19 protein-coding genes are annotated in these 25341 nt (G+C 72.3%); 7 read left to right on the top strand and 12 right to left on the bottom strand.

Features of this window, described 5'->3' with window-relative positions; genetic code table 11:
* Nucleotides 1-21: 21 nt before the first annotated feature.
* The 4 genes from ABZ719_RS02760 to ABZ719_RS02745 form a co-directional block, all read right to left on the bottom strand.
* Entirely contained in the window at nucleotides 22-768 is a 747-nt protein-coding gene (locus tag ABZ719_RS02760) for a hypothetical protein (RefSeq protein WP_366723439.1), read from the bottom strand.
* A 34-nt stretch (nucleotides 769-802) separates the two neighbouring features.
* A complete protein-coding gene (locus tag ABZ719_RS02755) occupies nucleotides 803-1630 on the bottom strand; it encodes an ABC transporter permease (RefSeq protein ID WP_366723438.1) in 828 nt (275 codons plus the stop codon).
* Between the two features lie 65 nt (nucleotides 1631-1695).
* Nucleotides 1696-2670 (bottom strand): ABC transporter ATP-binding protein, encoded by a 975-nt coding sequence (locus tag ABZ719_RS02750; protein WP_037863682.1) that lies wholly within the window; start codon nucleotides 2668-2670, stop codon nucleotides 1696-1698.
* Nucleotides 2671-2798: 128 nt separating this feature from the next.
* Nucleotides 2799-4022 (bottom strand): NYN domain-containing protein, encoded by a 1224-nt coding sequence (locus ABZ719_RS02745; RefSeq protein ID WP_366723437.1) that lies wholly within the window; start codon nucleotides 4020-4022, stop codon nucleotides 2799-2801.
* Nucleotides 4023-4258: 236 nt separating this feature from the next.
* Here ABZ719_RS02745 and ABZ719_RS02740 point away from each other — a divergent pair, with 236 nt between their 5' ends.
* Nucleotides 4259-4432: a hypothetical protein gene (locus tag ABZ719_RS02740; protein WP_366723436.1), complete on the top strand. Its 174-nt coding sequence runs from the start codon at nucleotides 4259-4261 to the stop codon at nucleotides 4430-4432.
* A 143-nt stretch (nucleotides 4433-4575) separates the two neighbouring features.
* On the opposite strand, the gene dnaE is transcribed toward ABZ719_RS02740, so the two are convergent.
* The gene (gene dnaE, locus ABZ719_RS02735) at nucleotides 4576-8115 is read right to left on the bottom strand and encodes a DNA polymerase III subunit alpha (RefSeq protein ID WP_366723435.1); all 3540 of its coding nucleotides are present in this window, start codon (nucleotides 8113-8115) and stop codon (nucleotides 4576-4578) included.
* A gap of 249 nt (nucleotides 8116-8364) precedes the next feature.
* Here dnaE and ABZ719_RS02730 point away from each other — a divergent pair, with 249 nt between their 5' ends.
* From ABZ719_RS02730 to ABZ719_RS02715, 4 genes are all read left to right on the top strand, one after another.
* Nucleotides 8365-9714, top strand: coding sequence for a DUF2252 domain-containing protein (locus ABZ719_RS02730; protein WP_037863657.1), 1350 nt, complete (start codon nucleotides 8365-8367; stop codon nucleotides 9712-9714).
* A 69-nt stretch (nucleotides 9715-9783) separates the two neighbouring features.
* Nucleotides 9784-10500 (top strand): hypothetical protein, encoded by a 717-nt coding sequence (locus tag ABZ719_RS02725; protein ID WP_366723434.1) that lies wholly within the window; start codon nucleotides 9784-9786, stop codon nucleotides 10498-10500.
* A 90-nt stretch (nucleotides 10501-10590) separates the two neighbouring features.
* Complete coding sequence (locus ABZ719_RS02720; protein ID WP_366723433.1) at nucleotides 10591-11409, top strand: thioredoxin domain-containing protein; 819 nt, start codon at nucleotides 10591-10593, stop codon at nucleotides 11407-11409.
* A 253-nt stretch (nucleotides 11410-11662) separates the two neighbouring features.
* Nucleotides 11663-13234, top strand: coding sequence for an alkaline phosphatase D family protein (locus ABZ719_RS02715; protein WP_366723505.1), 1572 nt, complete (start codon nucleotides 11663-11665; stop codon nucleotides 13232-13234).
* Nucleotides 13235-13315: 81 nt separating this feature from the next.
* On the opposite strand, the gene ABZ719_RS02710 is transcribed toward ABZ719_RS02715, so the two are convergent.
* Nucleotides 13316-13888, bottom strand: a complete 573-nt coding sequence (locus tag ABZ719_RS02710; RefSeq protein ID WP_366723432.1) for a dienelactone hydrolase family protein — start codon at nucleotides 13886-13888, stop codon at nucleotides 13316-13318.
* Between the two features lie 236 nt (nucleotides 13889-14124).
* On the opposite strand from ABZ719_RS02710, the gene ABZ719_RS02705 reads away from it, so the two are divergent.
* Entirely contained in the window at nucleotides 14125-15264 is a 1140-nt protein-coding gene (locus ABZ719_RS02705; RefSeq protein WP_366723431.1) for a mechanosensitive ion channel domain-containing protein, read from the top strand.
* A 19-nt stretch (nucleotides 15265-15283) separates the two neighbouring features.
* Here the strand turns inward: ABZ719_RS02705 and ABZ719_RS02700 are convergent, their stop codons facing one another.
* The 6 genes from ABZ719_RS02700 to ABZ719_RS02675 form a co-directional block, all read right to left on the bottom strand.
* Nucleotides 15284-16024: an SDR family oxidoreductase gene (locus ABZ719_RS02700; protein ID WP_366723430.1), complete on the bottom strand. Its 741-nt coding sequence runs from the start codon at nucleotides 16022-16024 to the stop codon at nucleotides 15284-15286.
* Nucleotides 16025-16088: 64 nt separating this feature from the next.
* Nucleotides 16089-17675: a Na+/H+ antiporter gene (locus ABZ719_RS02695; protein ID WP_366723429.1), complete on the bottom strand. Its 1587-nt coding sequence runs from the start codon at nucleotides 17673-17675 to the stop codon at nucleotides 16089-16091.
* Between the two features lie 86 nt (nucleotides 17676-17761).
* Nucleotides 17762-18235, bottom strand: coding sequence for a GNAT family N-acetyltransferase (locus tag ABZ719_RS02690; RefSeq protein WP_366723428.1), 474 nt, complete (start codon nucleotides 18233-18235; stop codon nucleotides 17762-17764).
* The gene (locus ABZ719_RS02685; protein ID WP_366723427.1) at nucleotides 18232-19176 is read right to left on the bottom strand and encodes an RluA family pseudouridine synthase; all 945 of its coding nucleotides are present in this window, start codon (nucleotides 19174-19176) and stop codon (nucleotides 18232-18234) included. The genes ABZ719_RS02690 and ABZ719_RS02685 overlap by 4 nt, the downstream gene beginning before the upstream one ends.
* 78 nt (nucleotides 19177-19254) lie before the next feature.
* On the bottom strand, nucleotides 19255-20031 hold the full coding sequence (gene lspA, locus ABZ719_RS02680; protein WP_366723426.1) for a signal peptidase II: 777 nt from the start codon (nucleotides 20029-20031) through the stop codon (nucleotides 19255-19257).
* 257 nt (nucleotides 20032-20288) lie between these two features.
* Nucleotides 20289-21350 (bottom strand): TraR/DksA C4-type zinc finger protein, encoded by a 1062-nt coding sequence (locus ABZ719_RS02675; RefSeq protein ID WP_366723425.1) that lies wholly within the window; start codon nucleotides 21348-21350, stop codon nucleotides 20289-20291.
* A 602-nt stretch (nucleotides 21351-21952) separates the two neighbouring features.
* Between ABZ719_RS02675 and ileS the strand changes: the two genes are divergently transcribed.
* A complete protein-coding gene (ileS, locus tag ABZ719_RS02670; RefSeq protein WP_366723424.1) occupies nucleotides 21953-25108 on the top strand; it encodes an isoleucine--tRNA ligase in 3156 nt (1051 codons plus the stop codon).
* Nucleotides 25109-25341 lie beyond the last annotated feature (233 nt).

Here is a 25341-nt window from a genome sequence, read left to right as displayed (position 1 = left end):
CCCGTGAGCCCCGGCTTCCGGTTACGCCGGTGAGGGGCCCTCGTGGGACTCCTGGGTGTAAGGGTCCGGGTCGCGGGGCCCGAAGAGGGCCGTCACGGCCAGGTGGACCACCAGGGCGGCCAGCGGCCACGCCAGCAGCGCACCCTTGGCGCCCAGCCGGAGCGGGGCGGAGAAGGTCCTGCCCTCGCCCACGGACCTGGCGTGCGCGACGACGTCCTGCTGGGGGCCGAGCCACACGCCGAGCCGCCAGGCCAGCAGCGAGCCGAGGAGCGCGCCCACGCACAGGGCCACCACCAGGGGCACTCCCCCGCGCCGGCGCAGCAGGAAGACGACCGCCGCGCTCAGCACCCCGAAGCCGACGGCCAGCAGCGTGAACGTTCCGTCGACGCCGATCGCCTGCTCGCCCTCGGTGTCCTTGAGGTAGACGACCCAGCTGTTCCCGGTGACGTTCCCGACCAGGGGCACCCGCGGCGCCAGCCACAGCCACAGCAGCCCCAGCAGGACCCCGCCGAGCGCCACCGCCACCGTGACCACGGCGGCCTCCCGGAGTTCTCTCCTCATCCCGGGGCCGTCCTGTCCGTACACCGAACCCTCCGTCCCGCCGCCGGCGGATGCCTGCCAGGGCTGTCCCGGCGCGCTCCCGGCGGGCGGCTGCGCCGGGGGCTGCGTGGACCCGGCGGGCCGGGCGGCCCCGGACGCCTGGGAGGGCTCGGACGGCTGGGAGGGCCGCCGGTTCGGCGGCGTAGGGGGAGTCAACGGAGCGGTCACCCTGTCATCGTGCCAGGTGACTGAACCGGCCGCGTCACCGGACGGCCGCCCGGCGGTAGGCCCAGGTGGCCACGGCCAGCGAGACCACCCCGACCCCGGCGCAGACCGCCATGTCGATCCCCACCCACGCCCAGTCGGGACGGCCCGCGAAGCTGCGGGCGTAGGCCTCCACGCCGTAGGTCGAGGGCAGCAGATCGCGCGCGAGACGGATGATCTCCGGCATCCGCTCGGGCGGCAGCACGCCGAGGAGCAGCGCGGCCGACATGCCCAGCTGACCCAGCAGCGTGGCGAGTTCCGGCCGGGGGGCGAGCAGCCCGCAGGCGGCGCCCAGGCCGGAGAGGGCCGCGCCCGCGAGCGGGATCACCGCCACGAGCACCCACAGGTTGCCCAGCGGCAGCCCGAACAGCACACAGCCGAAGACCGCGGTCACGAGGGTGCCGGGCACCGTGAAGGAGGCGTACGCCGCCGCCGCGCCCAGCACCACGGCCGCGGGCGGCACGGGCAGCGTCGCGTAGTGGTCGAGCCCGCCGCTGGACCGCAGCTGGCCGAAGTACTGCGCGAGCAGGTTGAGGGCGACGTAGGCGACGACGACGATCGACGCGCCGGCCACCACGGACTCGGCCTCGCCGCCGCCGCTGACCACGCCCCGCATCATGATCATGATGCCGACGGACTGGAAGGTCGCCACGAACAGCAGCGGAATGCGCGCCACCCGCGCCCGGGACAGCTGGGCCCGGTACACGGCCGCCAGGGACGGCCACAGCCGTGCCCGCGGCCCGAGTGCGGCGGCCGCCGGCCGCGTAGGGCCGGTGTCCTGCGCGGCCGTCGCGCAGGCCAGCACGTCGGCGGGTACGACACTCACGTCGAACTGCTCCTTCGCTCCACTGTCTGCCCCAGGCCCTGTCCACGACGTGGTCCGGGCGCCGCTCACGCCTTCACCAGCCCCTGCCGGGCGGCGCCGCCCAGCGCCAGGTACACGTCCTCCAGGCTGGGCGTGGTGAGGGTGAAGTCGTCCAGGGCGGCGAAGGCGGCTCCGCCCGTGACCGTGGCGACGACGGCGCGGGCCTCCTCCGGCGCGAGCCGCAGCGTCCAGCGCCGCCCGGACCGGGCGGCCCGCTCCTGGAGCGCGGCGACCTCCGGCACGTCCAGGGGCGCGCGCTCGCGCCACACCAGCTCGACCCGCACCTCGCCGGAGACCCGCTCCTTGAGCCCGGCCGGGGTGTCGCAGGCGATGACCCGCCCCCGGTCGAGGACGGCGACCCGGTCGAGGACGGTCTCGGCCTCGATGACGTTGTGGGTGACCAGCAGGACGGTGGTGCCGTGCTCGGCACGCCGCCGGTCCACGGCGGACCACACCGCGCGCCGCGCCACGGGGTCCATGCCGGTGGTGGGCTCGTCGAGCACGAGCAGCGGGCGCTCGCCGACCAGCGCGGCGGCGAAGCAGGCCAGCCGGCGCTGGCCGCCGGAGAGCTTCTTCAGCGGGCGGCCGGCGATCGGCGCGAGGCCGAGTTCGTCCAGGACGGCGTCGCGCTCGGCCCGGGCCGAGCGCACGTCCAGGCCGCGCAGCCGGCCGGTGGTCTCGGCGGCGAGCGAGACGGTCAGCTCGTCCAGCGCGCTGGACTCCTGTCCGAGGTAGGCCAGGAGGCGGGCGGCCCGCTCGGGGTGGGCCACGATGTCGTGGCCGAGGATCTCGACGGTGCCGCGGTCGGGGCGCATCAGTCCGGTGAGCTGCCGGACCAGGGTGGACTTCCCGGCGCCGTTCGGGCCGAGCAGTCCGAAGATCTCACCGCGCCCGACGTCCAGCTCCACCTCGTCGGTGGCCCGCACCTCGGGGGTGCCGGGGGTGCCGCGCCGGCCGCGGGCGGCGGGATAGGTCTTGGTCAGTCCGCGCACCGCGCACACGACGTCGTCGGTGTGCCGAAGTCCCGGTGCCGCGCGCTTACTCACAAGGGACGAGAGTACGGGGTCCGCGGCCTTTACTCGTCCTTGGGGCGACCTCTCCCCGTTCCTCCGGGGTTCGCGGACCGGGGTCAGTCGCCCGCCGGGGCGTGCCCGGCGGCCGTGCGGACGTCGATCTCCCGCCAGAACCCGGCCCGGATCGCGTACCGGTCGTGCTCGTCGATCTGGTCGTCCTTGTGCGCGAGCAGCCCGAACCGGGCGGCGTAGCGCAGCAGCTCGCCGTCGATGCGGTGCGGCACGCGCGGGTACATCGACGAGAGTTTCTGCAGGTGGGACTGGTCACCGAGGCGTTCCATCCAGCGCCTGGCGAACACCTGTCCGACCTCGTACGGGTCGCCGCCGACGGTCGTGATGTCCTCCTCGCGGTCCGCCCAGCGCTGCTCGGCCGTGGTGAGCTGGGCGAGAGTCGGCATGGAGGCGGCGTCGGGCGGCTCGGCGGCCACGCCGGGCCGGTCCACCCACCCCTTGTCCGAGGACCAGCGCAGGGTGGCGGTGGCGGGCTGCCGGTCGGCCGGCGGGGCGCCGGGGGCGCGCAGGGCGGCGAGGTCCTTGGGGGTGGGGACGCCCTTGGCGGTGACCGGCAGCCGCTCCTCGGTGCCGCCGCGCGCCCCGGCGGCCACGGTGGGCCGCGGCTCCTCGGCGGGGCGCTCCCGGGTGGCGGACAGGCCGGACTCGGGCAGCGGCGCCGAGAGGATCGCCGCGATCTCGGGGCGGGGCGCGGGGGGCGGGGCGCAGACGCCGCCGAGTTCCTTGGCGCGGACGGCCTTGGTGATCCAGGTACGGTCCAGGACGCGGCGCTCGTCGGCCTCGGCGACCAGGTCCTCGGACTGGTTGTAGTCGCCGTCGGCGGCCTGCACGGCCCACAGGTGGACGGCGACGCCGTGCTCCTTGGCGGCCATCATGCCGGGCAGCAGATCGCCGTCGCCGGTGACGAGGACGACGTCGGAGCAGGCGCGGTTGCGGGCCAGTTCGGTCAGTTCGGCGTGCATGGCGGCGTCCACGCCCTTCTGCGCCCAGCGTCCGTCGCTGCGGGTCAGCGCGCCGAGCCGGACGGTGACCCGGGGCATCACGCGCAGCCGGCGGTGCTCGGGCTGGGGCACGCGGTCGGGGGCGCCGTCGAACCAGTAGATGCGCAGCAGCGGCCGCTCGGTCTCGGACTCGGCCTGTTCGCGCAGCCCCTGGATGAGCGCGGTGTGGTCGACGGTGATCCGGGACCGTGACGGCTCGCCCGCGAGGAGGCTCGCGGCGGCCCCCAGCAGGTACCCGGCGTCCACCAGGACGATGCAGCGGTCCACGCGATCCACCCTCTTTCCGGGGAGGTTGCTCAGGGATGTGCTTCGGGCTTCTTTCGAGTCTGCCCGACGGCGCCGGGGTTAACGGCCCGAACTCGATCTTCGGCGTGGCGTTTCGGCGGTCCGTGGCCCGATGAGCCTTGTTACATACGGTAATTATCCGACATGCGTTCATTGTCGGTGTATGTGAATCTGGTCGCGGCCCTGGCCCCTAGATCCCCCACAGGAGGCTGATCACCATGGCCAAGAACCGCAAGCAGGACCGCAGCCGGCAGAAGACGTCCGTGGCCGCGAACGGCCCGCGCGAGACGGAGCACTCCGTGTCGGAACCGCAGCCCGAGCACCACGGGCCGCAGCTCAGTCCCACGGACGTGGCCCGCAAGGGCCGGCAGAAGCGCTTCGGCCACAACTGAGGCCGCGGCGAGGGCCGTCGAGCCGGCCCAGGCACCTTCGAGGGGCGTACCCGATGCGCACGGGGACGCCCCTCTCCCCTTTCGTGAGGCCCGGTTCGCCGCCGGCGCGCCTGAGCCGGTCCCGGCCCAGGCGCCGCGGCTGGTCAGCCCGCCAGGCAGGAGGGGCCGAGCAGCACCTTGAGGTCGCCGAAGAGGGCGGGGTCGGGCTTGACCCGGTGCCGGTCCAGGCGCAGCACCGTCGTCCTGGACGGGCCCTGGAGCTTGATCCGGACCTCGCTGTCGCCCTTGTGGTGGGTGAGGATCTCGCCGAGGCGGCTGACCATGGGCGGGGTGACGCGGGTGGCCGGGATGGTGAGGACCACGGGCGCGTTGGTGCCCGCGTTCGACAGGTCGGGGACCTGGAGTTCCATGGCGACCAGGCGCGGCACGTCCTCGCGCTTGTCGAGGCGGCCCTTGACGAACACCACGGCGTCCTCGACGAGTTGGGTGGACACCAGCTGGTAGGTGGCGGGGAAGAACATGCACTCGATGGAGCCGGCCAGGTCCTCGACGGTGGCGATCGCCCAGGCGTTGCCCTGCTTGGTCATCTTGCGCTGGAGGCCGGAGATGATGCCGCCGATGGTGACGACCGCGCCGTCGGCGTGCTCGCCGCCGGTGAGCTGGGCGATGCCCGCGTCGGCCTTGTCGGAGAGCACGTGCTCCAGGCCGAAGAGCGGGTGGTCGGAGACGTAGAGCCCGAGCATCTCGCGTTCCTGGGCGAGCAGGTAGGTCTTGTCCCACTCCTCGGTGGTGAACTCCACGTCGAGGCCGAAGCCGGGCTCGCTGCTGGTCTCCTCGCCCATCCCGCCGAAGAGGTCGAACTGGCCCTCGGCCTCCTTGCGCTTGACCGCGACCACGTTGTCGATCATCGGCTCGTACTGCGCGGTGAGGCCCTTGCGGGTGTGCCCCATGGTGTCGAAGGCGCCGGCCTTGATCAGCGACTCGGTGGTGCGCTTGTTGCAGACGACGGCCTCGACCTTGTCGAGGTAGTCGGGGAAGGAGGAGTACTTCCCCTTGGCCTTGCGGCTCCTGATGATCGACTCGACGACGTTCGTGCCGACGTTGCGGACGGCGGAGAGGCCGAAGAGGATCACGTCGTCGCCCTGGGCGGCGAAGTTCGCCTCCGACTCGTTGACGTTGGGCGGGAGCACCTTGATGCCCATCCGGCGGCACTCGTTGAGGTAGACCGCCGACTTGTCCTTGTCGTCCTTGACGGAGGTCAGCAGCGCCGCCATGTACTCGGCGGGGTGGTTGGCCTTCAGGTAGGCGGTCCAGTAGGACACCAGGCCGTACGCCGCCGAGTGCGCCTTGTTGAACGCGTAGCCGGCGAACGGGACCAGGACGTCCCACAGGGCCTGGATGGCCTCGTCGCTGTAGCCGTTCTTCTTCGCGCCGGCCTGGAAGATGGTGAAGTTCTTCGCCAGCTCGTCGGGCTTCTTCTTGCCCATCACGCGGCGCAGGATGTCGGCCTCGCCGAGCGAGTAGCCGGCGATGATCTGGGCGGCCTTCTGCACCTGCTCCTGGTAGACGATCAGGCCGTAGGTGACGTCCAGGACCTCCTTGAGGGGCTCTTCCAGCTCCTTGTGGATCGGGGTGATCTCCTGGAGGCCGTTCTTGCGCAACGCGTAGTTGGTGTGCGAGTCCATGCCCATGGGGCCCGGCCGGTACAGCGCGGAGACGGCGGAGATGTCCTCGAAGTTGTCGGGCTTCATCAGGCGCAGCAGGGAGCGCATGGGGCCGCCGTCGAACTGGAAGACGCCGAGGGTGTCGCCGCGCTGGAGGAGGTCGAAGGTGGTCGGGTCGTCCAGCGGGAGGCTCAGGAGATCGATGTCGATCCCCTTGTTGGACTTCACCATCTTGACGGCGTCGTCCATGATCGTCAGGTTGCGCAGGCCGAGGAAGTCCATCTTCAGCAGGCCGAGCGACTCGCAGCTCGGGTAGTCCCACTGGGTGATGGTCACGCCGTCGGTGTGCCGGACCCACACGGGGACGTGCTCGGTGATGGTCTCGCTGGACATGATCACGCCGGCGGCGTGCACGCCCATCTGCCGCACCAGGCCCTCGACGCCCTTGGCGGTGTCGATGACCTTCTTCACGTCCGGCTCGTTCTCGTACATCGAGCGGACCTCGCCGGCCTCCGAGTAGCGGGGGTGCGAGGGGTCGGTGATGCCGTTGAGGTCGATGCCCTTGCCGAGGACGTCGGCGGGCATCGCCTTGGTGATGCGGTCGCCCATCGCGTACGGGTAGCCCAGCACGCGCGCGGAGTCCTTGATCGCGTTCTTCGCCTTGATCTTGCCGTAGGTGCCGATCATGGCGACCTTGTCGGCGCCGTACTTCTCCGTGACGTACCTGATCACCTCGACGCGCCTGCGCTCGTCGAAGTCGATGTCGACGTCGGGCATGGAGACGCGCTCGGGGTTGAGGAACCGCTCGAAGATCAGGCCGTGCGGGATCGGGTCGAGGTCGGTGATGCCCATGGCGTAGGCGACGATCGAGCCGGCCGCCGAGCCACGGCCGGGGCCGACCGCGATGCCGTTGTTCTTGGCCCACATGATGAAGTCGGCGACGACGAGGAAGTAGCCCGGGAACCCCATCTGGATGATGACGTCCATCTCGTACTCGACCTGCTTCTGGCGGTCCTCGGGGATGCCGCCGGGGAAGCGGCGCTCCATGCCGCGCCGGACCTCCTCCTTGAACCAGGTGACCTCGGTGTAGCCCTCGGGGATGTCGAACTTGGGCATGAGGTCGCGCTTCTCGAACATGCCCGTGGTGTCGACCATCTCGGCGACCAGGAGCGTGTTGGCGCAGCCCTCCTGCCAGGCGTCCGAGGAGTCGATGGCGTACATCTCGTCCGTGGACTTCAGGTAGTAGCCGGTGCCGTCGAACTTGAAGCGGTCGGGGTCGGAGAGGTTCTTGCCGGTCTGGATGCACAGCAGGGCGTCATGGGCGCCGGCCTCGTGCGCGTAGGTGTAGTGCGAGTCGTTGGTGACCAGGGGCGGGATGCCGAGCTTCTTGCCGATGTCCAGCAGGCCCTCGCGGACCCGGTGCTCGATGTCGATGCCGTGGTCCATCAGCTCCAGGAAGTAGCGGTCCTTGCCGAAGATGTCCTGGTAGTCGGCGGCGGCCTTCAGCGCCTCGTCGTACTGGCCGAGCCGCAGCCGGGTCTGCACCTCACCCGAGGGGCAGCCGGTGGAGGCGACGATGCCCTTGGACCACTGCGCGATGGTCTCCTTGTCCATGCGGGGCCACTTCTGCAGCCAGCCCTCGGCATAGGCGTCGGAGGAGAGGCGGAAGAGGTTGTGCAGGCCCTCCCGGTTCACCGCCCACATCGTCTTGTGGGTGTAACCGCCGGAACCGGAGACGTCGTCCCGCTTCTGGTGCGGCTGGCCCCAGCGGATCTTGCGCTTGTTGCGACGGGACTCGGGGGCGACGTAGGCCTCGATGCCGATGATCGGGGTGACCCCGGCCTTCTTCGCGGAGTGGAAGAAGTCGTACGCGCCGTGCAGGTTGCCGTGGTCGGACATGGCGATGTGCGTCATGCCCATCTCGTTGCACGCGTCGAACATGTCCTTCAGCCGCGCGGCACCGTCCAGCATCGAGTACTGGGTGTGGACGTGCAGGTGCGTGAACGGCGGCTTCGACACGGTGCGGCCTCCTGGGGAACGGATCGGCGACGGGCTGCGGACGGTCTGGGGGTCAGCGTCGAAGTCTATGCCCCGGCACCGACAACCGGCGGCCCGCCGGGTGTACCTTCACCGGGATCCGTGACGCTGCCGGGGGTCCGTGACGCCGGACACGAGAACCGGGCACTCGGCCGTGGCGTCGGACGTTGGTGGAAGGGGAGATCCGTCCCCTCATGTCACGCACCACCCCGTACCAGGAGGCACCCCGCGATGTCGGTCCCCCAGCTCAGCGACGAGCAGCGCGGCGAGGAGATCCTCTCCGTCTTCGACACCGCCTTCGGCGAGCTGCTGGCCGCCGACCCGGCCGCGTTCCGCGTGAAGTTCCGGAAGATGGCGTCCTCCGCCTTCGCGTTCTACCGGGGCACAGCCTGCCTCTTCTACCACGACCTGGCCCGGGGGAAGGCGGGCCCGGACGGCGCGCGGACGGCCGGCGGCCCCTACCTGGACGAGCGCACCTCGCGCGTGTGGATCCACGGCGACCTGCACGCGGAGAACTTCGGCACCTACATGGATTCGAACGGCCGTCTGGTCTTCAACGTCAACGACTTCGACGAGGCCTACGTCGGCCCCTTCACCTGGGACGTCAAGCGCTTCGCCGCCTCCATCGCCCTGGTGGGGTACGCCAAGGCGCTCAGCGACCGGCAGATCACGGAACTGGTCACGGTCTACGCGAGCGCCTACCGCGAGCGGATCCACGCCCTGGCCACCGGCGCCAAGAGCGACGAGGTGCCGCCCTTCACCCTGGACACCGCCGAGGGCCCGCTGCTGGACGCGCTGCGCGACGCCCGCTCGCTGACCCGGTTCTCCCTGCTGGAGTCGATGACCGAGATCCGCGACTTCGAGCGCCGCTTCGCGCCCGGCGGCGGCTCCATCGAGCTGGACGCCGCCACCCGCTACAAGGTGCTCGCCGCCTTCGACGGCTACCTGGAGACGCTCCCGGAGTCGTCGCTGGCCCGCCCGGACTCCTACCGGGTGAAGGACGTCGTGGGCCGCCGGGGCATCGGGATCGGCTCGGCCGGGCTGCCCTCCTACAACATCCTGCTGGAGGGCAACAGCGACGCCCTGGAGAACGACGTCGTGATCTACATCAAACAGGCCCAGACCCCGGCCGTCTCGCGGCACGTCACGGACCGGGCGATCCGCGACTACTTCCAGCACGAGGGCCACCGCACGGTGATCTCCCAGCGCGCTCTTCAGGCGCACGCCGACCCGTGGCTGGGCTGGACCGAGCTGGACGGCGCGGGCCAGCTGGTGGCGGAGGTCTCGCCGTACGCCGTCGACCTGGACTGGGACGACATCGACGATCCGGAGGAGATCGCGCAGGTCGTCGCCGACCTCGGCCGGGCCACGGCCACCATGCACGCGGCGGCCGACGACCAGTCCGGCGAGTCCCTGGTGCCGTTCTCCACCGAGCGGGCCATCGACGCGGCGATCGCCGCCGACGAGGAGGGCTTCGCCCCGCTCCTGGTCGACTTCGCGCACGCCTACGGGGCACGCGCGCGCGGGGACCACCAGATCTTCGTCGACCTGTTCCGCAACGGCCGGATCCCGGGTCTGTGACGGGACGGCCGCTCACAGGGACCCTTTAGGAGCCTCTTACCGGCCCACGTGCCAGACTCTCCTTCTGCTATGGACATATCCGGGACCCGACTCAGAGCCGTGCGCGCGGCGCTGTTCACGGCGGTGGTCGTGACGCTCAGCACCGCGTCGCACGTCCTGCTGTCCCAGGTCCCGCTGCCGCTGAACACGGTGGCCTCGGTCGCGGGCGCCGTGTTCGTGCTCGCCTACGCCCTGGCCGGCCGCGAGCGCGGCTTCGGGCGGATCGCCGCCCTGCTGATCCCGCTGGAGCTGGCGGCCGACACCGTCTTCACCGCCGGCCAGCACGTCTGCTACGGCACCGCGGGCGGCCCGCTGGCCGGACCCCTGCGCTCGGTCGGCTGGGACGTCCTGTGCGGCAACGGCACGCACGTCGGCACCCCGCTGGCCCGGATGACCGGCACCGGCACCGACCGGCTCGCGGTGCTGCTCTCCCACGCCGACCCCGCCACCGCCTGGCTGCTGCTCGGCGCGCACGTCGGCGTGGGCCTCCTCGCCGCCGGCTGGCTGCACCGCGGCGAGCGGGCGCTGGCCCAGCTGCTGCGCGCGGTGGCCGCCACCACCTTCCGGCCCCTGCTGATCGCGGTCGCGGTGACCGCGGTCCGCCGCGGTCCCGCGGTCCACCGGCCCACGCGCCCCGCGCCGCACCGCACCGCCCTGCGCACCCGCCTGCTCGTGCACTCCCTGGGACGACGCGGACCACCGCGTCCGGCCGCCCCGGCCCACCGCCTCGCCGCCGCCCTCGGCTGAGCGGCGACGGCCGGTCCGGGCCGCCCGGTCCCCCACCACGCCCTACGCATCCCGCGCACGAAGCTGCGCGTCCCACAGGAGAACACCACCATGAGCAAGCGGAACAGCCAGTCGGCGAAGACGGCGGCCCGGGAGCGGCTGCGCGCCGAGCGCGAGCGCGAGGCCAAGCGCGCCAAGGCCAAGCGGCAGATCACCGTCGCCGCCTCCGTCGTCGTCGTGCTGGCGGCGGCCGGCGGCATCGGCTACGCCGTCGTCCAGGCCAACAAGCCCGGCCACTGGGACGCGGTGAAGGACGACAAGGTCGTCGCGCCGGCCAACACCTCGGGCACCGACGGCACGACCGTGATCCTCGGCAAGTCCACCGCCGCCAAGACCCTCAAGGTCTACGAGGACCCGCGCTGCCCGGTCTGCGCCCAGTTCGAGCAGACCGTCGGCCCGACCCTGAAGAAGGACCTCGACGACGGCAAGTTCAAGATGCAGTTCATCTCCGGCACCTTCCTCGACGACCACGACAACGGTGAGGGCTCGAAGAACGCGCTGAGCGCCCTGGGCGCCGCCCTCGACGTCAGCCCCGAGGCGTTCCTGGAGTACAAGACCGCGCTCTACTCCGCCAAGTGGCACCCGGACGAGAACGACGACAAGTTCAAGGACGACAGCTACCTGCTGAAGGTCGCGGACACCGTCTCGGCGCTCAAGGGCAACGCCAAGTTCCAGACGGCGGTCAAGAACGGCACGTACGACCCCTGGGCCATGGCGATGTCGAAGACCTTCGACGACAACAAGGACAAGGTCTCCGGCACCCCGAGCCTGGTCATGGACGGCAAGAAGCTCACCACCCCCGGCTCGGACAACGCGCCGATGACCGTGCAGGACTTCGACTCGGTGGTCGGCGCCGCGCTGAAGGGCTGAGCCGGGCGGACCGGATCAGCGCGGCCCCCCGCGGTCCGCGCCGGTCCGGGCCGGTTCACGCCAACCCCCGCCGAAGAGCGGGCGAACTTTTGCCGGTTCGCCCGCCCTCCGCCTGTACTCGTCAGTAATCTGATCGGCCGTGACCAGCCGACACAGATCGTCCGCCCCCGTCCCGACGCCACCGCGCCCCGACGGCCCCCCGCTCGCACCCCGCCGCCGTACCGTCGTCAAGGCCGCCGCGGCCACCGCCGCCCTGGCCGCGCCGCTCGCCGCCGCGCTGCCGGCGCGGGCCGCCACCGCGACGCCCGCCTTCCTGCACGGCGTGGCCTCCGGCGACCCGCTGCCCGACGGCATCCTGCTGTGGACCAGGGTGACCCCGGTCCCGGAGGCCGTACCGGGCTCCGGTGAGGGGCCCGACACCGAGGTGAGCTGGGTGGTGGCCCTCGACAAGGCGTTCACCACCGTCGTCGCCCGGGGCTCCACCACCGCGACCGCCGCAGGCGACCACACCGTCAAGGCCGACATCCGGGGCCTGCGGCCGGCCACCGACTACTGGTTCCGCTTCTCGGCCGGCGGCACCGACTCCCCGGTGGCCCGCACCCGGACCGCGCCCGCCCACGACGCCGCCGTCTCCTCGCTGCGCTTCGGCGTGGTCTCCTGCGCCAACTGGGAGGCCGGCCGCTTCGCGGCCTACCGCCACCTCGCCGACCGCGGCGACCTCGACGCCTGGCTGCACCTCGGTGACTACATCTACGAGTACGGGTCGGGCGAGTACGCGGCCCGGGGCACCGTCGTACGCCCGCACGAACCGGCGCACGAGATCGTCACCCTCGCCGACTACCGCGTCCGGCACGCCCGGTACAAGACCGACCCCGATCTCCAGGCGCTGCACCACAAGGCACCCGTCATCGCGATCTGGGACGACCACGAGTTCGCCGACAACGCCTGGTCCGGCGGGGCCGTCAACCACACCGAGGGGACCGAGGGCGCCTGGAGCGACCGCCAGGCCGCGGCCAAGCAGGCCTACTTCGAGTGGATGCCGGTGCGCCCGGCCGTCGCGGGCACCACCTACCGCCGGCTGCGCTTCGGCCGGCTCGCCGACCTGTCCCTGCTGGACCTGCGGTCCTTCCGCTCCCAGCAGGCGTCCACCGGCAGCGGCTCGGTCGACGACCCGGACCGTACGATCACCGGCCGCGCCCAACTGGACTGGCTCAAGGCGGGCCTGGCGGCCTCCGACACCACCTGGCGGCTGGTCGGCAACTCGGTGATGATCTCCCCCTTCGTCGTCGGCTCGCTCTCCGCGGACCTGCTGAAGCCGCTGGCGAAGCTCCTGGGCCTGCCGCAGGAGGGCCTGGCCGTCAACACCGACCAGTGGGACGGCTACACCGACGACCGCCGCGAACTGCTGGGCCACCTGCGTGCCCACGCCGTCCGCAACACCGTCTTCCTGACCGGGGACATCCACATGGCGTGGGCGAACGACGTACCGGTGGACGCCGGGACGTACCCGCTGTCGCCCTCGGCCGCCACCGAGTTCGTGGTCACCTCGCTGACCTCGGACAACCTCGACGACATGGTCAAGGTCCCCGAGGGCGCCGTCTCCGCGGTCGCCGCGCCGGTGATCCGGGCCGCCAACCGGCACGTCCACTGGGTCGACACCGACCGCCACGGCTACGGCGTCCTGGACATCACCGCCGAGCGCGCGCAGATGGACTACTACGTCGTCTCCGACCGCACGAGCGCGAACGCGACCTCGGCCTGGGCGCGTTCGTACCGCACGCGCAGCGGCACGCAGCGGATCGAGCGGACCTACGACCCGGTCTAGGCCGTGTCGCGGGTTTCCTCCCGCCCTGCGGGCGACGACGGGAATCCGAGGACAGGGCCTGGTGCCGGGCCGCCGCGGGGTTCACCCGAGGCTGTCGAGGAAGCCGAGCGCCACCCGCCAGGTGGCCTCGGCGGCCTGGGCGTCGTAGTCCGGCAGGCCGGGGTCGGTGTAGAGGTGGCCGGCCCCGGCGTACCGGTAGATCTCCACGTCGGCGCCGGTGCGGCCCATCTGCAGGTACCAGGCGCTCAGCCAGTCGTCCGTCTCGAACGGGTCGGGTTCGGCCACGTGCAGCTGGACCGGCAGCTCGTCGGCCTGGACACCCGGGGCGATGTCGGACGTGCCGTGCAGGAGCAGCAGGCCGCGCGCCTTGTCGTCGCCGAGGGCGAGGGTCTGGGCGATGGAGGCGCCGAGCGAGAACCCGGCGTAGACCAGGCCGCGCTCCGAGTAGGGGGCCGCGGCCAGCACGGCCCGCCTCAGCAGCTCGTCCTTGCCGATCTCGTCCTTGAACGCCATGCCGTCCTCGACCGAGTCGAACGTACGGCCCTCGAAGAGATCGGGCGTCCACACCTCGTGGCCGGCGGCCCGCAGCCGGTCCGCGGCCTGCCGCACCGCGGGTCTGAGGCCGTGGGTCGAATGGAAGAGCATGATGTTCATGAGGCCATGGTGCCAGCCGGGTACGACAACGCCCGCGCACACCCGCCCGGACACCGGCGCCCGGCGCCTCCGCACCGGCCCCGGTGTCCGGGGCCCGTCCGGGGCACGGGCGTCCGCGCGTGGGCGGCCCGGATGTGAACGTCCTGCGTGGGCCTCGCCACATGGGTCCGGCCCTACCCCGGAACCGCCGCAAGACACATGTTCGTGTCCGGCCACCGCCGGTTACGTTCGCAGGCATGGAGAACGCACTCCGCCCGCTCATCGTGATCGGCGGCTCGGTCGTCCTCACCCTGGTCATCGGCTGGGCCACCGACCTGCTGCTGCGCAAGGCCGACGGACGGCACCACGAGACGCCGCTGTGGGGCCTGCTGCGCCGCGCCCGCGTGCCCTACCAACTCGTCCTGTGCTCCGCCCTGCTCAGAGGCTCCTACGACCGGGCCGAACTCCTGGAGGAGCACCGGGACGGCGTCGCCCGGGGGCTGACCCTGGTGCTGATCGGGTCCGCGGCCTGGCTCGCCGTGCGCATCGCGGCGGCCGTCGTCGAGACCTCGTACGCGCGTTACGCCAGTGCCCGCGCGCACCGGGACCCCGCCCGGGTACGGCGGGTGCGCACCCAGGTCGAGCTGATCATGCGGGTGGTCACCGCGATCGTCATCGTGGTGGCCGCCGCGTCGATGCTGCTGACCTTCCCGGCGATGCGCGCGGCCGGTGCCTCACTGCTGGCCTCGGCCGGCATCCTCGGCATCGTCGCCGGTGTCGCCGCGCAGTCCACGCTGTCCAACATGTTCGCCGGGCTGCAGATCGCCTTCGGCGACATGGTGCGCATCGGCGACACCGTCGTCGTGAACGGCGAGTGGGGCACGGTCGAGGAGATCACCCTGACCTTCCTGACCGTGCGGACCTGGGACGAGCGCCGGATCACCATGCCGGTCTCGCACTTCACGTCCAACCCGTTCGAGAACTGGTCGCGCGGCACCCCGCAGATGACCGGCACCGTCTTCTGGCACCTCGACCACTCGGCGCCGCTGGAGGCGATGCGCGAGAAGCTGCGCGACATCCTGCGCGCCTGCCCGGCCTGGGACGGCCGCGCCTACAACCTGCAGATCACGGACACGACCCCGAACACCATCCTGGTGCGGGCGCTGATGACCGCGAAGGACTCCGACGACATCTGGACGGTGCGGGTCGCGGTGCGCGAGGAGATGCTCCGCTGGCTGTGCGAGGAACATCCCTCCGCGCTGCCGCGCGTCAACACGGCCGAGGCGGAGCCGCCGCGGAGCCGGGCGGGCGGCAGGGGTGCGGCCGGCGGCGGGGCGGTGCGGCCCGCACCGCCCTCCCTGCCCTCCTTGGACAAGTCCCGTACCGGCCGCGCCTGACGGTCGGTCCGCCGGTGTCTCAGCGGCCGCGTTCCGCGCCGCCGTTGACCTGGATGATCTGCGAGGTGACGTGGGCGGCGGCCGGGGAGGCCAGCCAGTGCAGGGTGGCGGCGACGTCGCCGGGGGTGCCGGCGCGGCCCGTGGAGGTCTCGGCGACCAGCTGCGCGCGGCGGGGCTCGTCCATCGCGTCGCCGAAGAACTCGGTGTCCTCGATGTAGCCGGGCGCGACGACGTTGACCGTGATGCCGTGCGGCCCCAACTGCCGGGCCAGGTCGTGGGCGTAGGGGTGCAGGGCCGCCTTGGAGGCGGCGTAGGCGCCGGTGCCCGAACCCCGGTAGGCGGCGATGGAGCTGAGGAACAGCACGCGTCCGCCGGGCTCGGCGAGCCGGTGCCGCAGGGCCTCGGTCAGCAGTACGGCGGTCAGCGTGTTGAGCCGGAAGTTGACCGTCCACTGGTCGGCGACCCGGTCGAGCGGATCGTCCCGCTCCACCGGTGGTTCGAGCAGTCCGGTGCCGCCCGCGCTGTGCACGAGCACGTCCACGGCGCCCATCTCCTCGGCCACGAAGCGGGCCACCCGCCGTACGCCGTCCACGTCACCGAGGTCGGCGGCGCAGACGAGCGCCCCCGGCACCCCCGCCTTGCGCAGGACCTCCTCCCGCCGCCCGAGCAGCAGGACCTGATCCCCTCCGGCCGCGAACATCCGTGCGGTGGCCAGTCCGATCCCGGTACCGCCACCGCTGATCACCACGTTGCGTGTCATGCTCTCGAGCCTAGGCCCTGTGTCCGGCGAACAGGCTCCGGGCGGCGCGGCCCGCCCGGGAGGGTCAGCGCAGACTGCGTACGTCGAGGTGGCGCAGCACCCGGTCGACGATCTCCGGATCGGCCCCCGGCTCACTGCGGGCCGCTAGCACCTCGTGCCGGGCCGCGCTGAGCATCTCGCCCTGGATCCGCCGCAGCCGCTTGATCCGGCGCACCCGGTTCTCCTGCGCCTCCCGGCGCTCCTCGTCGCCGATCTGCGGGTTGATCCGCAGCCCGATCTCGAAGGCCCGCCGCAGCATCTGCTCGGACACCTCGTCGGGCAGGTCCTCGACGGCCTCGATCTCCTTCAGCCGCCGCTTGGCCGCACGCGCCGCCCGCACCGCCAGTTCCTTCTCGAACTCCTTCTCGCGTTCGGTGTCGGCCCGCACGCCGAGCCGCTTCACCAGCCAGGGCAGGGTGAGCCCCTGCACCACCAGCGTCACCATGATCACTCCGAAGGCGATGAAGACGATCTCGTCGCGGTCGGGGAACGGCGCGCCGCTGTCCGTCCTCAGCGGGATGGCCAGCGCCAGCGCCACCGAGGCCACGCCGCGCATCCCCGACCACCACATGACGACGGTCTCCCGCCAGCTCGTCGGGATGTCCTCGTCGTAGTCCCGCCGGGCATGCAGGCGTTGGGTGAGCCAGGTCGCCGGGAGCAGCCACAGCAGCCGGACGAAGACGACCACGCCCACGACCACCCCGGCCCAGCCCAGCAGCTCGCCCCAGCGGCCCGAGGCGGTGCGGATGGCGTTGTGCAGTTCCAGGCCGATCAGGCCGAAGGCGACGCCGGTGACGAGGGTGTCCACGACGTCCCAGACGGTGTGCCCGGCCAGCCGGCTCAGCACGTCGTCGGCGTCGTGGGCGTACTCGGCCAGGAACAGGGCGGTGGTGAGCACGGCGAGGACGCCGGAGCCGTGCAGTTCCTCGGCCAGCACGTAGGAGGCGTACGGCACGAGGAGGGTCAGGCCGATCTGGAGGGTGGCGTCCCCCAGCAGGTCGAGCAGCTTGTTGGCGCCCCAGCCGAGCGCCACGCCGACGACGACGGCGACCACCGCGGACAGCACCAGGTCGAGTCCGGCGTGCCAGGCGGAGAACTCGCCGCTGACGGCGGCGGCGATCGCCACGTGGTAGAGCACGATCGCGGTGACGTCGTTGAAGAGTCCCTCGCCCTCCAGGATCGACACCAGGCGGCGGGGCAGCCCGAGCTGTCCGGCGACGGCGGTCGCGGCGACCGGGTCGGGCGGCGCGACCAGCGCGCCCAGCGCCACCGCCGCGGCCAGCGGGAGCCCCGGCACGATGGTGTGGGCGACGACCGCGACGCAGATGGTCGTGACGAACACCAGGGCCACGGCCAGCAGGAAGATGGGCCGTTTGTTCGCCGCGAACTGCCGCCAGGAGGTGCGCCGTACGGCGGCGTACAGCAGCGGCGGCAGCAGCGCGGGCAGGATCAGGCCGGGCGGGATGTCGACGTTCGGCACGAAGTTCAGGACCGCGAGCACGATCCCGAGGAGCGTCATGAGCACCGGGGCGGGCAGCCCGAGCCGGTCTCCGACGGGGACGCTGATCACGGCCCCGAGCAGGACGACGAACAACAGGGCCAACTGATCCACGAATCAGCGCTCCGGGAGGTCGGACGTTCACACGGCAGCCTCCAGCGTGCCATGCCGTCCCCGCGGCCGGCCTCTTCGCCCGGGGGCTACAGGGCGCGCCGCATCGCCCGGTGCGGAATACCGGCGTCCGGGAACTCGGGGCCGTACGCCGCGTACCCGAGCCGCTCGTAGAAACCCAGGGCGTGGGTCTGCGCGTGCAGGTCCATCGCCGTCAGGCCGAGCGCGCGGGCCGCTTCCTCCAGGGCCCGCACCAGGGCGGCGCCGACGCCGAGGCCGCGGGCCGCGGCGGTGACGGCGAGGCGGCCAAGGGAGCCGACGGCCGCGTCGCCGCCGGTGCGGCCGGCGGCGGCCTCGCCGTGCAGGAGCCGCCCGGTGCCCAGCGGGGTGCCGTCGTCGTGGACGGCGAGCACGTGGACCGCGACGGCGTCGAGGTCGTCGTACTCGATCTCCTCGGGCACGCCCTGCTCGGCGACGAAGACCTCCTTGCGCACCGCGAGGCAGGCCTCGCGGTCGGCGGCGTCCCGCGCGACGCGGGTCCGGTAGGGGGCCCGGGCGGTCATGCGTAGGTCTCCTCGCGGACCTGGTCGAGGGCCTGCTGGAGGTCCGCCGGGTAGTCGCTGGCGAACTCGGCCCACCGGCCGTCCCCGGGGTGCTCGAAGCCGAGCCGCACGGCGTGCAGCCACTGCCGGGTCAGCCTGAGCCGCTTGGCGAGGGTGGGGTCGGCGCCGTAGGTGAGGTCGCCGACGCAGGGGTGGCGGTGGGCGGCCATGTGCACGCGGATCTGGTGGGTGCGCCCGGTCTCCAGCTTCACGTCGAGCAGGGAGGCGGCGCGGAAGGCCTCGATGAGGTCGTAGTGCGTGACGGACGGCTTGCCCTCGGCGGTGACCGCCCACTTGTAGTCGTGGTTCGGGTGGCGGCCGATGGGGGCGTCGATGGTGCCGCTGGTCGGGTCCGGGTGGCCCTGGACCAGGGTGTGGTAGCGCTTGTCGACCGTGCGCTCCTTGAACTGGCGCTTGAGCGACGTGTACGCGTACTCGGACTTGGCGACCACCATCAGGCCGGAGGTGCCCACGTCCAGGCGGTGCACGATGCCCTGGCGCTCGGCGGCGCCGGAGGTGGAGATCCGGTACCCGGCGGCGGCGAGTCCGCCGATGACCGTGGGTCCGGTCCAGCCGGGGCTGGGGTGGGCGGCGACACCGACCGGCTTGACGATCACCACGACGTCGTCGTCGTCGTGGACGATCTCCATGCCCTCGACCGGCTCGGCGACGATCTGCACGGGCGCGGGCGCCTGCGGCATCTCGACCTCCAGCCAGGCGCCGCCGCGCACCCGCTCGGACTTGCCGACCGCCGCGCCGTCGACCAGCACCTTGCCCGCCGCGGCCAGCTCGGCCGCCTTCGTGCGGGAGAAGCCGAACATGCGGGAGATGGCGGCGTCGACGCGCTCGCCCTCCAGGCCGTCGGGCACGGGCAGGGTACGGATCTCGGGAAGCGTGCTCACCCGTCGAGTATGCCGGACGGGCCGGACACTCCCGCACGCGCGGCCCTGCCCCTGTGGAAAACTCGGGCCCCGGGCGCCTCAGTCCTTGTGCACGGTGCCGTCCGGGTCACGGCCGCCGAAGGAGAGCAGCACGATCAGGATGCCGCCGCAGACGATCGCCGAGTCGGCGAGGTTGAAGACGGCGAAGTGCTTCGGGGAGATGAAGTCGACGACCGCGCCCTTGAAGACGCCCGGCGAGCGGAAGATCCGGTCGGTGAGGTTGCCCAGCGCTCCACCGAACAGCAGTCCGAGCGCGATGGCCCACGGCAGGCTGTAGAGCTTGCGGGCGAGCCGGACGATCACCACGATCACGGCGGCGGCGATGACCGTGAAGATCACCGTGTACGCCTCGCCGAAGCTGAAGGCGGCACCGGAGTTGCGGATCATCTGGAACTGGAGCCAGTCACCGATGATGTCCACCGGCGCGTGGTGCTCCAGCTTCGCCACGACGAGAAGCTTGCTGACGAGGTCGAGGGCGTAGGCCACGGCGGCCACCGTGAACAGCACCCCGATCCGCCGCCTGCCCCGCGGCCGCTCGTCCGTGGCGGTGCCGGACCGCTCGTCCGTGCGGGAGACCGCCTCGGGCCCGTCCGCGCGGGGGTCCTCGGCGGATCCACCCGCGCGCGGGGCCTCGGCGGAGCCGTCCGGCGCGGCGGGCGCGCTCCCGGCGTCCGGCGCGTCCGGCGCGTCCGGCGTCGTTCCTGAAGGTGCGGCGGCCGTCTCCGCCGCGACGTCGGGCTGCCGCTGCCGCCCGGGACGCTCAGCGTCCTTCGGGGTGCCGTCCGGCGTACCGATGATGCGCTCCGCCTCTGCCACGTGAGTCCCTCGACCTAGGTACCTGACTGAGGACGAGACTACGGCACGCCTCCCCCGGCCGGCGTGCTCAGGAGGGGCCCGCCGCCCGCTCAGCAAGAGCTGCGGTCAAAAGGGGATTCCGATCGGCTCGCGGCGTCCGGTGCGTGCGATCGCAAGGCGCCGGAAGGTCCTTGTAGCGGAGCCACCAGGGCCTTTCGGCAACGCCGCGAGCGTGCGTGCCGGGCGTCGCGAGCCGGGCGCCCCTTTTGTCCGCAGCTCTAACGGCGCTCCTGCTTCTGTTTGCACTCCACGCACAGGGTGGCCCGCGGAAAGGCCTGCATGCGGGCCTTTCCGATCGGGTTGCCGCAGTTCTCGCACACGCCGTAGGTGCCCGCTTCCAGGCGGTCCAGGGCGCGCTGGGTCTGGGTGAGCGTCTCGCGCGCGTTGGCGGCCAGCGCCAGCTCGTGCTCCCGCGTGATGTTCTTGGTGCCGGTGTCCGCCTGGTCGTCGCCCGCGCCGTCCCCGGAGTCGCGCATCAGTCCGGCCAGGGCCGCCTCGGACGCGCTGATCTCGGCGCTCAGGCGTTGCATCTCGGACTCCAGCTCCGCACGGGCCTCGGCGACCTCCTCCTCGGACCACGGGTCCTCACCCGCCCGCACCGCGAGGTCTCCCGGGTCCACCGCCGCGGCGACGCGTGCCTTGGGGAGGGCGGTCGTGGCCGCCGTGGCCGTACCAGGGGTCTTCTTCGCAACCACCGTCGTGGCTCCCGTCTGCTTCGCGGCCTCGGCCGCGCCCACCTTCTTGCCCGTGCTCTTCCTGCCCACGGCGGCCCCGGTCCCACCCTGCGCGGAGGCACTCGGTCCGGACGACCGCGCCCCGGCGGACTCCGCCCCGGACGACTCCGGCTCCTGCGACTCCGGCTCCGGCTCCGACGGCTTCCGCCCGGACGGCTTCCGCCCGGCGGTCCTCCCCGCGGACTTCCTCACGGGGGCATCCGTCACGGGGGCCTCCCGCGCGGGGGGCTTCCGCGCCGCGGTCTTCCGCGCCGGGGTGCGCCCGTCCGTGGTGCGCCCGTCCGTGGTGCGCCCGGCACCGGCTTCCCCGCGCGCGGGGTCCCCGGTGTCCCCGGACCCGGGGACCTCCGCCTCCTTCGCCTGCGCCGTACGGCCGGCCGCCCGGCGGTTCCTCGCCGTCGCCGTAGCGCCTCGCTTCGGGGCGCCATGCGCCGCGGTGCCGGGCATGGCGGTGCCGGGCGTCGCGGGCTCGGCCGCGCCGCCCTCGGCGCCGGTGTGCCGGGACCCGCCGGACGCCGACTGCTCGGCGGTCTTCTTCGCCACCATGGCCGCGGCCCCTTCACATATTGTGATCTTGCTCGCGAATCGTGCTGGGACGATAAATCGACTTCAGTCCCGCGGCAACGGGGCACGCCGCCCGATTCGCCCGCCTCGCGCGTACCGCGCGGTGGGCATGCATGCGTTGTGCCCAGCTCCCCGCCGGGTAATCCGACGAGCCGGGTGTCCTACGATCCGACCGGCGGCACCGGCGCCGTTCGGGTCACCCGCGCCCCGTCTCCGCCCTCCCTGGGCCCGGCCCGCGCGCCGCCCCGAAAACCGGTCGGCCGCCGCTCCCGGGGCGCCGTACACTGGGCGCAGCGAGAAGCGTGGATGGGGACGAGTAGCGGCGTACGCAGCCCAGAGCGACCCGGGGACGGTGTGAGCCCGGGGGCGAGCGCGGCGTGAAGATCACCCCGGAGCCGCCGGAAGAAAGCCCGAGGGGCGAGTAGAACCGGCATCGCGAGCCCAATGAGGGGGCTCACCGGAGCGGACGGCGCACCGGGGGGCCAAGGAGGGTGGTACCGCGGGAGCGCGCCGCACACGGCGTAGGCAGCACGAAGGCTCTCGTCCCTCCGACGGAAGGCAGCACATCCGCCGGAGGAAGCTCGTTGAACACGCAGCCGCAGTACCGTCAGGTGCCCGCCCAGGTCGACCTGCCCGCGCTCGAGCACGCGGTGCTCGACTTCTGGCGTGAGCAGAAGATCTTCGCCAAGAGCCTGGAGCAGTCCGAGGGCCGCCCCGAGTGGGTGTTCTACGAGGGCCCGCCCACCGCCAACGGCATGCCCGGCGCCCACCACATCGAGGCCCGCGTCTTCAAGGACGTCTTCCCCCGCTTCCGCACCATGCGCGGTTACCACGTGGCACGCAAGGCCGGCTGGGACTGCCACGGGCTGCCCGTCGAGCTGGCCGTCGAGAAGGAGCTGGGCTTCTCCGGCAAGCAGGACATCGAGGCGTACGGCATCGCGGCCTTCAACGACAAGTGCCGTGAGTCCGTGCTGCGGCACACCGACGCCTTCTCCGAGCTGACGACCCGCATGGGCTACTGGGTCGATCTCGACGACGCCTACGTCACGATGGACCCCGAGTACATCGAGTCCGTCTGGTGGTCCCTGAAGGAGATCTTCGGCAAGGGCCTGCTGGTCCAGGACCACCGGGTCGCCCCCTGGTGCCCGCGCTGCGGCACCGGCCTGTCCGACCACGAGCTGGCGCAGGGCTACGAGACGGTCGTCGACCCGTCCGTCTACGTCCGCTTCCCGCTCACCTCCGGACCGCTGGCCGGCCGGGCCGCGCTCCTGGTGTGGACGACGACCCCGTGGACCCTGGTCTCCAACACGGCCGTGGCCGCGCACCCCGACGTCACCTACGTGGTGGCGACGAACGGCGAGGAGCGGCTCGTCGTCGCCGAGCCGCTGCTCGCCAAGGCGCTCGGTGAGGGCTGGGAGACCACCGGTGAGTCCTTCACCGGCGCGGAGATGGAGCGCTGGACCTACCAGCGCCCCTTCGAGCTGGTGGAGTTCCCCGAGGCCGAGGCGGGCGCGCACTTCGTCGTCAACGCGGAGTACGTCACCACCGAGGACGGCACGGGTCTGGTCCACCAGTCCCCCGCCTTCGGTGAGGACGACCTCAAGGTGGGCCGCGCCTACGGCCTGCCGGTCGTCAACCCGGTCCGTCCGGACGGCACCTTCGAGGAGGACGTCCCGCTGGTCGGCGGTGTCTTCTTCAAGAAGGCCGACGAGAAGCTCACCGAGGACCTGCAGCAGCGGGGCCTGCTCTTCAAGCACCTGCCCTACGAGCACAGCTACCCGCACTGCTGGCGCTGCCACACCGCGCTCCTGTACTACGCCCAGCCGTCCTGGTACATCCGCACCACGGCGGTCAAGGACCGTCTCCTCCAGGAGAACGAGAAGACCAACTGGTTCCCGGACACCGTCAAGCACGGCCGCTTCGGCGACTGGCTGAACAACAACATCGACTGGGCGCTGTCCCGCAACCGCTACTGGGGCACGCCGCTGCCGATCTGGCGCTGCGAGGAGGGCCACCTCACCTGCGTGGGCTCCCGCGCGGAGCTGACCGAGCTGACCGGCACCGACCAGTCGGGCCTGGACCCGCACCGCCCGTTCATCGACGAGGTCACCTTCGCCTGCCCGCAGGAGGGCTGCGGGGCGGTGGCCACGCGTGTGCCGGAGGTCATCGACGCCTGGTACGACTCGGGCTCGATGCCGTTCGCGCAGTGGGGGTACCCGTACAAGAACAAGGAGCTGTTCGAGAGCCGCTACCCGGCGCAGTTCATCTCCGAGGCGATCGACCAGACCCGCGGCTGGTTCTACACGCTGATGGCCGTCGGCACGCTGGTGTTCGACAAGTCGTCCTACGAGAACGTCGTGTGCCTGGGCCACATCCTCGCCGAGGACGGCCGCAAGATGTCCAAGCACCTGGGCAACATCCTGCAGCCGATCCCGCTCATGGACCAGCACGGCGCCGACGCGGTGCGCTGGTTCATGGCGGCCGGCGGTTCCCCCTGGGCGGCCCGCCGGGTCGGTCACGGCACCATCCAGGAGGTCGTCCGCAAGACGCTCCTGACGTACTGGAACACGGTCGCCTTCCAGGCGCTGTACGCCCGTACGTCGAACTGGGCGCCCAGCGGGGCGGACCCGGCCCCGGCCGACCGCCCGGTGCTCGACCGCTGGCTGCTGAGCGAGCTGCACGCGCTGACCGACCAGGTCACGCAGGCCCTGGAGGGCTATGACACGCAGCGTGCCGGAAAGTTGCTCTCCGCGTTCGTCGACGACCTGTCCAACTGGTACGTCCGCCGCTCGCGCCGCCGCTTCTGGCAGGGCGACAAGGCCGCGCTGCGCACGCTGCACGAGGTCGTCGAGACGGTGACGAAGCTGATGGCGCCGCTGACGCCGTTCATCACCGAGCGGGTCTGGCAGGACCTGATCGTGCCGGTCACGCCGGGCGCCCCGGAGTCGGTGCACCTGGCGAGCTGGCCGGAGGCCGACCTGGCGGCCATCGACCCCGGACTGTCCCAGCAGATGGTGCTCGTGCGGCGGCTCGTGGAGCTGGGCCGCGCCACGCGCGCGGAGTCGGGCGTCAAGACCCGTCAGCCGCTGTCGCGCGCACTGGTCGCGGTGGCGGGCTTCGACACCCTGGACCGGGAACTGCACGCGCAGATCACGGAGGAGCTGAACGTCTCCTCGCTGGCGTCGCTGAGCGAGGTCGGCGGATCGCTGGTGGACACCACGGCCAAGGCCAACTTCCGGGCGCTGGGCAAGCGGTTCGGCAAGCGCGTCCAGGACGTGGCGAAGGCGATCGCCGGGGCCGACGCGGCGGCGCTGTCGCTGGCGCTGCGCGAGGGCACCGCGTCGGTGGAGCTCGACGGCGAGACGGTCACGCTCGCTCCGGACGAGGTGATCATCACGGAGACCCCGCGCGAGGGCTGGTCGGTGGCGTCCGACGCGGGCGCGACCGTGGCGCTCGACCTGGAGATCACGGAGGAGCTGCGGCAGGCCGGGCTCGCGCGCGACGCGATCCGGCTGATCCAGGAGGCGCGCAAGAACAGCGGCCTCGACGTCGCGGACCGGATCGCGCTGCGGTGGACGTCCACGGACGCGGCGGTGATCGCCGCGCTGTCCGAGCACTCCGGGCTCATCGCCGAGGAGGTTCTCGCGACGGACTTCGCGCAGGGCGAGGCCGACGGCACGTACGGTGACGTGTTCACCGACGAGGGGCTGTCGTTGACGTTCCGTCTGCGCAAGGCGTGAGCGGCGCGGGGGCGGGCGCCTGAAGGGCGTCCGCCCCCGCCGCCCCCCGCTCTTCCCCGCCCAATGGGGGCTTCGCCCCCAGCCCCCCTTCCGCGCAGTTTCCCGCGCCCCTCAAGAGCAGTTCCCGCGCCCCCGAGAAGCGCATCCGTGTACGAGAAAGGCCCCGGAGGGTTTCCTCCGGGGCCTTTCTCTCAGGCTGCCGACGCCTTGTTCGTTCCTTCGCTCAGGAACCC

The organism is Streptomyces sp. NPDC006743, assembly GCF_040703815.1.
Lineage (GTDB): Bacteria > Actinomycetota > Actinomycetes > Streptomycetales > Streptomycetaceae > Streptomyces.
The sequence above is the reverse complement of the archived record's forward strand: the minus strand, read 5'-3'. Positions and strand labels throughout refer to the sequence as shown.

What these genes read in the sequence shown, in the direction of transcription:
- ABZ719_RS02710 (WP_366723432.1), bottom strand. Translation starts at nt 13,888, where the DNA reads ATGAACATCATGCTCTTCCATTCGACCCACGGCCTCAGACCCGCGGTG.
- ABZ719_RS02730 (WP_037863657.1), top strand. Translation starts at nt 8,365, where the DNA reads ATGTCGGTCCCCCAGCTCAGCGACGAGCAGCGCGGCGAGGAGATCCTC.
- ABZ719_RS02740 (WP_366723436.1), top strand. Translation starts at nt 4,259, where the DNA reads ATGGCCAAGAACCGCAAGCAGGACCGCAGCCGGCAGAAGACGTCCGTG.
- ABZ719_RS02690 (WP_366723428.1), bottom strand. Translation starts at nt 18,235, where the DNA reads ATGACCGCCCGGGCCCCCTACCGGACCCGCGTCGCGCGGGACGCCGCC.
- ABZ719_RS02675 (WP_366723425.1), bottom strand. Translation starts at nt 21,350, where the DNA reads ATGGTGGCGAAGAAGACCGCCGAGCAGTCGGCGTCCGGCGGGTCCCGG.
- ABZ719_RS02705 (WP_366723431.1), top strand. Translation starts at nt 14,125, where the DNA reads ATGGAGAACGCACTCCGCCCGCTCATCGTGATCGGCGGCTCGGTCGTC.
- ABZ719_RS02700 (WP_366723430.1), bottom strand. Translation starts at nt 16,024, where the DNA reads ATGACACGCAACGTGGTGATCAGCGGTGGCGGTACCGGGATCGGACTG.
- ABZ719_RS02720 (WP_366723433.1), top strand. Translation starts at nt 10,591, where the DNA reads ATGAGCAAGCGGAACAGCCAGTCGGCGAAGACGGCGGCCCGGGAGCGG.
- ABZ719_RS02725 (WP_366723434.1), top strand. Translation starts at nt 9,784, where the DNA reads ATGGACATATCCGGGACCCGACTCAGAGCCGTGCGCGCGGCGCTGTTC.